The 7,495-nt window shown below is 73.8% G+C and carries 6 protein-coding genes and 1 pseudogene; 6 read left to right on the top strand and 1 reads right to left on the bottom strand.

What is annotated here, in order from left to right; translation table 11 throughout:
• Window positions 1-651 (top strand): annotated as a pseudogene (locus tag E1284_RS42110) (hypothetical protein); the annotation flags it as partial.
• Between the two features lie 18 nt (window positions 652-669).
• Here E1284_RS42110 and E1284_RS36570 read toward each other — a convergent pair.
• Entirely contained in the window at window positions 670-1,827 is a 1,158-nt protein-coding gene (locus E1284_RS36570) for an ABC transporter substrate-binding protein (protein ID WP_207924160.1), read from the bottom strand.
• Between the two features lie 346 nt (window positions 1,828-2,173).
• On the opposite strand from E1284_RS36570, the gene E1284_RS36565 reads away from it, so the two are divergent.
• The 5 genes from E1284_RS36565 to E1284_RS36545 form a co-directional block, all read left to right on the top strand.
• Window positions 2,174-4,525 carry a sensor histidine kinase gene (locus E1284_RS36565; RefSeq protein ID WP_131944724.1) on the top strand — a complete coding sequence of 784 codons (2,352 nt, stop codon included), beginning with the start codon at window positions 2,174-2,176 and terminating at the stop codon, window positions 4,523-4,525.
• Window positions 4,526-4,531: 6 nt separating this feature from the next.
• Window positions 4,532-4,909, top strand: a complete 378-nt coding sequence (locus E1284_RS36560; RefSeq protein ID WP_131944723.1) for a DUF742 domain-containing protein — start codon at window positions 4,532-4,534, stop codon at window positions 4,907-4,909.
• Window positions 4,890-5,516, top strand: a complete 627-nt coding sequence (locus E1284_RS36555) for a GTP-binding protein (protein ID WP_131944722.1) — start codon at window positions 4,890-4,892, stop codon at window positions 5,514-5,516. The genes E1284_RS36560 and E1284_RS36555 overlap by 20 nt, the downstream gene beginning before the upstream one ends.
• 28 nt (window positions 5,517-5,544) lie before the next feature.
• Window positions 5,545-6,585: a galactose-1-phosphate uridylyltransferase gene (gene galT / locus E1284_RS36550; protein WP_131944721.1), complete on the top strand. Its 1,041-nt coding sequence runs from the start codon at window positions 5,545-5,547 to the stop codon at window positions 6,583-6,585.
• A 92-nt stretch (window positions 6,586-6,677) separates the two neighbouring features.
• The coding region (locus tag E1284_RS36545; RefSeq protein WP_131944720.1) for a hypothetical protein at window positions 6,678-7,495 on the top strand (818 nt) is incomplete at its 3' end.

Below are 7,495 nucleotides of genomic sequence, written 5' to 3'. Positions count from 1 at the left end.
CCGCCACTCCCGCCCGGCCAACCCGCCTTCCAGCCCCCGCCCGGCTTCGGAACGCCGTCCGGGACGACCACGCCGCACGGACCGGGTGGCGGCCGGACGAAGGCGGTTCTGGCCGGGACGGGCGCCGCCGTGGCCGCCGTCATCGCCGTGGTCTTCGGCATCGCCTGGTTCTCCGGTGACGACCCCGCCGACCACGACGGCCGCGTGGTGACGCAGGGCTCGGCCGGCCCGGCGGCCTCACCGTCCGGCCCGGCCGCCGCAGCGGGACCCGACGCCGGAACCCGGTCGGCGAGCCCGAGCAGGAGCTCCGCGCCGACCCCTTCGCAGTCGCCCGGAGCACAGCCGCCCTCACAAGCGGCGGGCTCCCAGAAGACCCCCTCCACCGCACCGGCACCCCCGGCGAAACCCGTGCGTGTCGAACTCGGCCCGGGACATCTCACCGAGTACTGCCAGAAGCTCGGATGGGAGTGGGTCGAGTACCGGGAGACGCCGAGCCCCGGCGCGTACTGCATCAAGCGCAAGGGCGACACGATGAAGCTGTCGAGCGCGCAGCTCGACGCGGGATGCCAGTGGCGGTACGGCGACAGCGCCGCCCGCCACTACTTCAAGGGCAAGTCGAACTACTGCTATGCCATGAAGCCCGCGTCCTGACCACTTCTCCCGACCGGCCTAGCCCTTGATCTGGGTCCATGCCTGGGCCCAGCGGGTGTAGTCGACGCAGGTGGTGCCCCGGTCGTCGCCGCAGTCCTTGACGGGGGTCTTCCAGAAGGCGAGGCGCTTGTAGAACTCGGGGTCGCCGACGTGGTACGTCGAGCAGAAGCCCTTCGCGGTGTAGGCGCACGCCTTCGGGTTGGCGGGGGCCTCGCCGAACCACTGCGCGACCTCCGCCTGCACCTTCGGGGTGGTGATCCAGTTCATCCACTTGTACATGCAGGTCGGGTGCTGGGCCTTCGAGGAGATCATCCAGGTGTCGGACCAGCCGGTGGCGCCCTCGGACGGGATGGTGGTCGCGACGGGCGCCTTGTCCGCGAGGGCCAAGTTGGCGGTCACCTGCCACGCGGTGCCCGCGTAGTTGTAGCCGCTCTTGAACGACTGGAGTTCGTCCAGGTAGTTCGCCCAGTACTGGTTGACGTTCGGGCGCTGCTGCTTGAGCAGGCCGACCGCGGCCTGGAACTGCTTCTCGTCCAGCTCGTACACGTCGGTGATGTTCAGGTCGGGACGGTGGGCCTTGAGGTAGAGGGCCGCGTCCGCGATGTAGATGGGGGAGTCGTAGGCGACGACGTGCCCGGCGGCCGGGCTGTCCTTGTCCCACACGACGCTCCACGAGGTCGGGCGTTGCGGGATCTTGTCCGTCCGGTACATGAGCATGTTGGCGCCGTAGCCGTGCGGGACGCCGTACATCCGGCCGTTGGCCGAGTTGTACGGCTGGTTCTTCAGGTACTTGGCGATGTCGTCGTAGTTGCCGAGCAGTCCCGTGTTGACCGGCGCGACCAATCCGCCGTAGATGAGCCGGAGGCTCGCGTCGCCGGACGCCGACACGCCGTCGTACCGGCCGGTCTCCATCAGCGCGACCATCGAGTCGGACGTGTCGGCGACCTTGGTGTGCACCTTGCAGCCGGTCGCCTTCGTGAACGGGGTGACCCAGTCGACCTTGGGGTCGCTGGAGCCGTCCTCGGCGTAGCCCGTCCAGGCGACGAGGTCGAGCCGCCCCTCCGGGGTGCCGAGCTCCTGCATGGCGGGGATGTCGGGCGGAGCGGCGGCGGCGGAGTCGCCGCTGCATCCGGCGGTCAGCGCCGCGGCCGCGGACAGCGCGCCCGCCGTGAGCACCGCCCTGGACCTGCGCGCGCGGACGGGCGACCCGGCGTTTTTCGTCGCTTGTGGAGAACGAGCCATCACGCTGAGGCATCGTAGGGGTATTTTCGTCCGTCTGTGCATACAAAACGTGATGATCCGGAAACTGTCGACACATGGCGGTGGACGGTCTTAGGCTCTCCTACCGTTCCCCGCGACCCGTCCTCCCCGGCGGTCGCATCCGTCCCCGCCCGCCGTCCGCACGAGTGAAAGTTCAGCCGCAGTGCCAAAACGAGGCCGCACCACCACGGACTCAGCCGCCGGTCACCGGCGGGCTTCCAAGGGGGCGCGATTCCGCTCCATCCGCTTCAAGGTCGTCCTCATGGTCACCGTCTCGGTGGTCTCCCTCGGCGTGCTGTGGGCGTTCGCGGCGAGCATCGCGCTCGGCGAGGGGCTCAACCTCCGGCACGTCAAGACCGTCCAGGACCACTACGGGTACCCGTCCGGCGCGCTCGGCAGCGCGCTGCAGGCGGAGCGGCGGCTGTCGATGGTGTACCTCGGCGGCCGCGCGGAGGGCGACCGGGCGTCGATGGAGTCCGGCCGGCTGGTCACCGACCGGCAGGCCGACCTGTTCCGGCGGCTCGCCGGGGACGCGGGCGCCCGCGGTGCCGCGCCCGCCAACACCCGGCAGATCGCCGACAAGATCCTCGCCGAGCTGGACGGGCTGGACGGCCGCCGCCGCGCCATCGACACCGGCGCCGTCGGCCGGGACCGCGCGTTCGCCGACTACACCGCGCTGCTCGACGACGTCGGCGCGCTGCAGGGCTCCCTCGCCACGCTCGACAACTCCGAGGTCGCCAAGGACGCCCGCAACGAGGCGTCGCTGACCCGCGCCCGCGAGGTCCTCGCGCAGGAGGACGCGCTGCTCGCCGGCGCGCTCGCCGCCGGCCGGATGACGGGCGCCGAGCACGCCCGGTTCGTCAAGCTCGTCGGGACGCAGCGCGCCCTGTACGGGTACGCGTCGGCCGAACTGCGCTCCGCCGACCAGGCGTACTACCGGCGCATCGCCGCGATGCCCGAGTACGGCCGGCTCCGCACGCTGGAGGACCGGTTCGTCGGGTCCCCCCGGCACGTCAAGAGCGGCACCGCGAACGGCGGGGTGCTGTGGAAGACCACCGCCGACTCCAACCTGACCCGGCTGCGCGGCCTCGAACTCGCCGTGTCCGAGGGCGCCGAGAAGCGCGCCGAGCCGATCGCGGACGGCATCATCACCCGCGTCGTCCTCGCGGGGGCGCTCGGGCTCGTCGCCGTCGCCGCCTCGCTCGTCCTCGCGGTGTGGGTCGCCCGGTCCGTCGTCCGGGAGCTGGCCCGGCTGCGCCGCGAGGCGCTCGACCTCGCCGACGTCCGGCTGCCCGGCGTGATCCGCCGGCTGCGCCGCGGCGAGGAGGTCGACGTGGCCGCCGAGGCGCCGCCGCTGGCGTTCGGCACCCGCGAGATCGACCAGGTCGGGGACGCCTTCAACGCCGCCCGGCGCACCGCGATCCAGGGCGCGGTCGAGGAGGCGACGCTCCGCCGCAACGTCAGCGACGTGTTCGTCAACCTCGCCCGGCGCAGCCAGACGCTGCTGCACCGCCAGCTCAAGCTGCTGGACGCGATGGAGCGGCGCATCGAGACCCCCGACGACCTGGAGGACCTGTTCCGGGTCGACCACCTCGCCACCCGCATGCGCCGGCACGCCGAGGGCCTGATCATCCTGTCCGGGCAGGCGCCCGGCCGCGGCTGGCGCAGCCCCGTCGCGATCGTCGACGTCGCCCGCGCCGCCGCGTCCGAGGTCGAGGACTACACCCGGGTCAACGTCGCGCCGATGTCGCGCGCCGCGATCGTCGGGCCCGCCGTCGCCGACGTCATCCACCTGCTCGCCGAGCTGATCGAGAACGCCACCGCCTTCTCGCCGCCGCACACCACCGTCCAGGTGCAGGGGCAGGCCGTCTCGCACGGCTTCACGCTGGAGGTCGAGGACCGTGGCCTGTCCATGGACGAGCCGAGCCTCGCCGCCGCCAACGAGCGGCTCGCCACCGCCGCCGAGTTCGACCTGTCCGACAGCGCCCAGCTCGGCCTGTTCGTCGTCGGCCGGCTCGCCCGCCGGCACGGCATCAAGGTCACGCTGCGGACGTCCCCGTACGGCGGCATGACCGCGATCGTCCTGCTGCCGGAGGGCCTCGTCGTCCCGGACGAGGGCGACACCGCGCCGGGCGCGCCCGCGCTCACCACCCGCCGCGCGGAGGACGCGCTCGTCCCCGTCGGCACGGTCGTCGGCGGCCCGCCCCGCGACCCGGAGCGGGGCGGGTCGGTGCTGCGGCTCCCGCCGGGACGGCACGCCGCCGCCGCACCGTCGCCGTGGGGCGACCCGCCGGCCGCCGCGGCCGAGCCCGCGCCGTCGCCCTGGGGGGACCCGCCCCCCGCGCCCGTGACGCCGGGCGTCCCGCGGTCGCCGCGCGAGGTCCGGCGCCGTCCGGCGAGCGGATCCGAGCCGGCCGGCCGGCCGGCGCTGCCGAAGCGCGTCCGGCAGGAGAACATGGCCGCCCAGCTGCGCGAGGACCCCACCATCACCGGGCCGCCGCCCGCCGCGGCGCGCCCGGGACGGTCGCCCGAGGAGCTGCGGTCGATGATGTCGTCCATCCAGCAGGGCACCCGGCGCGGCCGCGCCGAGGCCCTCGACACCGAGGAATCGTGACGGGCCATGACCGGTCCTGGCAGCGAATGGCTCGATGACGAGGCCGGCCCGATCGTCCGGTCGTACGCGCTCACCCGGGGGCGCGCGCGGCCCGCGGCCGGCGAGGGCTTCGACATGATCACGATCGTGGCGACCGCGGCCCGGCCCCGGTCCGGCTCGCCCGGCATCGGCCCCGAGCACCTCGACATCCTGGAGATGTGCGTGCAGCCGCAGCCGGTGGCCGAGATCGCCGCCCGGATGCGGCTGCCGCTGGTCGTCGTGCGCGTCCTGCTCGGCGACCTGCTGCACCACCGGCTCATCACCGCCACCCGCCCCCACCAGGAGAGCCCGCTCTCCAAGGAACGTCTGCTGAGAGAAGTGCTCCATGGCCTCCAAGCCCTCTGAGAACGCGGGCGCCGGCGAGGGCGCCGCCCCCGCGGTCCCGGTCGCGGTGAAGATCCTCGTCGCCGGCGGGTTCGGGGTCGGCAAGACCACGCTGGTCGGCGCGGTCAGCGAGATCCGCCCCCTGCAGACCGAGGAGCTGCTCACCGACCGGAGCCTCGGCGTGGACGACACCGAGGGCGTCGAGCAGAAGACCACCACCACGGTCGCGATGGACTTCGGCCGCATCACGATCCGCGACGGCCTCGTCCTGTACCTGTTCGGCACGCCCGGCCAGGACCGCTTCTGGTTCATGTGGGACGAGCTGTCCTACGGCGCGCTCGGCGCCGTCGTCCTCGCCGACACGCGCCGCCTCGCCGACTGCTTCCCCGCCGTCGACTACTTCGAGAACCGCGGCCTGCCGTTCGTCGTCGGCGTGAACTGCTTCGACGACGGCTACGACTACACGCCCGAGGAGATCCGGGAGGCGCTCGACCTCCGCGCGGACGTCCCGGTCGTGCTCTGCGACGTCCGCGAACGCGCCTCCGGCAAGGAGGTGCTGACGACGCTCGTGAGGCATCTCCTCACCGTCCACCAGGCCCAGCACCCGGCCGGTGCCCCCACAGGATGATCGTGCCGCGCGGTAGGCTTCCGCCGACATGAACCGGACACGCGCACGCCTGTCGGACGGCCGCGAGATCGTCTACTACGACGAGGCGCCGGGCCGGGTGCCCGTGCCCGATCCGCGCGGGCTGCCGCCGGTCGAGCCGCTCTGCGAGACGCGCCGCGACCCGCTCACCGGCGAGCACGTCACGGTCACCGCGCACCGCAACACCCGCACGTTCCTGCCGCCCGCCGACGAGTGCCCGCTGTGCCCCGGCGGCCCCGCCTCGGAGATCCCGGACCCGTCCTACGACGTCGTGTCGTTCGAGAACCGGTTCCCGTCCTTCGACGTCCGGACGCCGCCCGTCCCGCCGGAGATCGACGGGGTCGCGCGGGCCCGCGGCGCCGGACGCTGCGAGGTCGTGTGCTTCACCGACGACCATTCGGCCTCGATGGCGCGGCTGCCCGTCTCCCGCGTCCGGACGATCATCGACGCGTGGGCCGACCGCACCGCCGCCCTCGCCGCGGTCCCCGGCGTCCGGCAGGTCTACGTGTTCGAGAACCGCGGCGTGGAGATCGGCGTGACCCTCCACCACCCGCACGGCCAGATCTACGGGTACCCGTTCATCACGCCGCGCACCGACCGCATGCTCACGATGGCCGCCGCCCGCCCGGGGCTGTTCGACGACGTCCTGAAGGCCGAGCGGGCGGGGAGCCGGGTCGTGCTCGCCGGCGAGCACTGGACGGCCTACGTCCCCGCCGCCGCCCGCTGGCCGGTCGAGGCGCACCTGATGCCGCACCGCCACGTCCCCGACTTCACCGAGCTGGACCCGGCCGAACGCGACGAGCTCGCCGTCCTCTACCGCGACCTCCTGCGCCGCTGCGACGCCCTCTACGGCACCCCGCTCCCGTATGTGGCGGGCTGGCACCAGGCCCCCACCGGGAACGAGACGCTCCGCCTCCACCTGGAGCTGTTCTCCATCCGCCGCGCACCCGACAAGCTCAAGTACCTGGCCGGTTCGGAGTCGGGCATGGCCGCCTGGATCAACGACGTCTCCCCGGAGGACATCGCCGCCCGCCTGCGCGCCGCCGGGTGATGACAGCGCCGCCGGCGGCGGGAACGTCACACCGGCGGCGTTTTTCGCGAGTCCGTGGAACGATCGAGGCCGGGTGGCCTACTCTCCTGCGCATGCCGGACAGGGTGCGAGCGGAACCGCTGGCGCAGGGATCGTTCGACGGCGTCGCCGTCACCGCCGAGGGCGCGCCGCTGGCGTTCACCTCGCAGGCGGCGCGCGGCGCGAACACCGGCCAGCTCTGGGACCTGGCCGCCGGCGCGGCGCTCGGCGCGCCGATCCCCGACTTCCCCACCGACCGCGCCGACTGGGCGTTCGGCCTCCCCGCCGGCTCGCCGGCCGTCGCCTGGACGCACCGCGACCGCGTCCACGTCCACGACCTCGCCACCGGGAGCGAGCCGGTCTTCGACGGGCGGCCCGACCTCCTCGGCCTCGCCGTCCACCACGGCCGCGCCGGAGTCGTCGCCGTCTTCGGCCCCGCCAGCGACGCGGAGGTCCTCGTGTGGGACGCCGTCACCGGCGAGCGCCTCACCGAGTTCACCCTCTGGCTCGGCCACGGGACGGCCATCGACCGCTGGATCCTGCACGCCACCCCGGCCACCGGCCCCCTCATCGGCCTCCCCGGCGACTCCGCCGTCAGCCTCGTGGACGTCGAGCGCGGCGAGGAGATCGCCGCCCTGCCCACCCCGGGGCCGGCCCCGGTACTGACGCCGTCCCCGGCCGGGCTCGTCCTCGTCCAGCCGACCCCGTCCGCCCTGCACGTCCGCGGCCTGGACGGGGAGCGGACGGCAACCCTGGAGACGCCGTCCCCCTGCGACCACGTGGCCGCGGCCCTGGTGGACGACACCCTCCTGGTCGCCGCCGCCCTCCGCGACGACCCGGGCACCCTCCTGGCCTGGGACGCCGCGACCCCGACCCCGTCCCACCGCATCGA

Source organism: Actinomadura bangladeshensis, assembly GCF_004348335.1.
Taxonomy (GTDB): domain Bacteria; phylum Actinomycetota; class Actinomycetes; order Streptosporangiales; family Streptosporangiaceae; genus Spirillospora; species Spirillospora bangladeshensis.
This window is presented reverse-complemented; position numbering and strand designations above follow the sequence as displayed.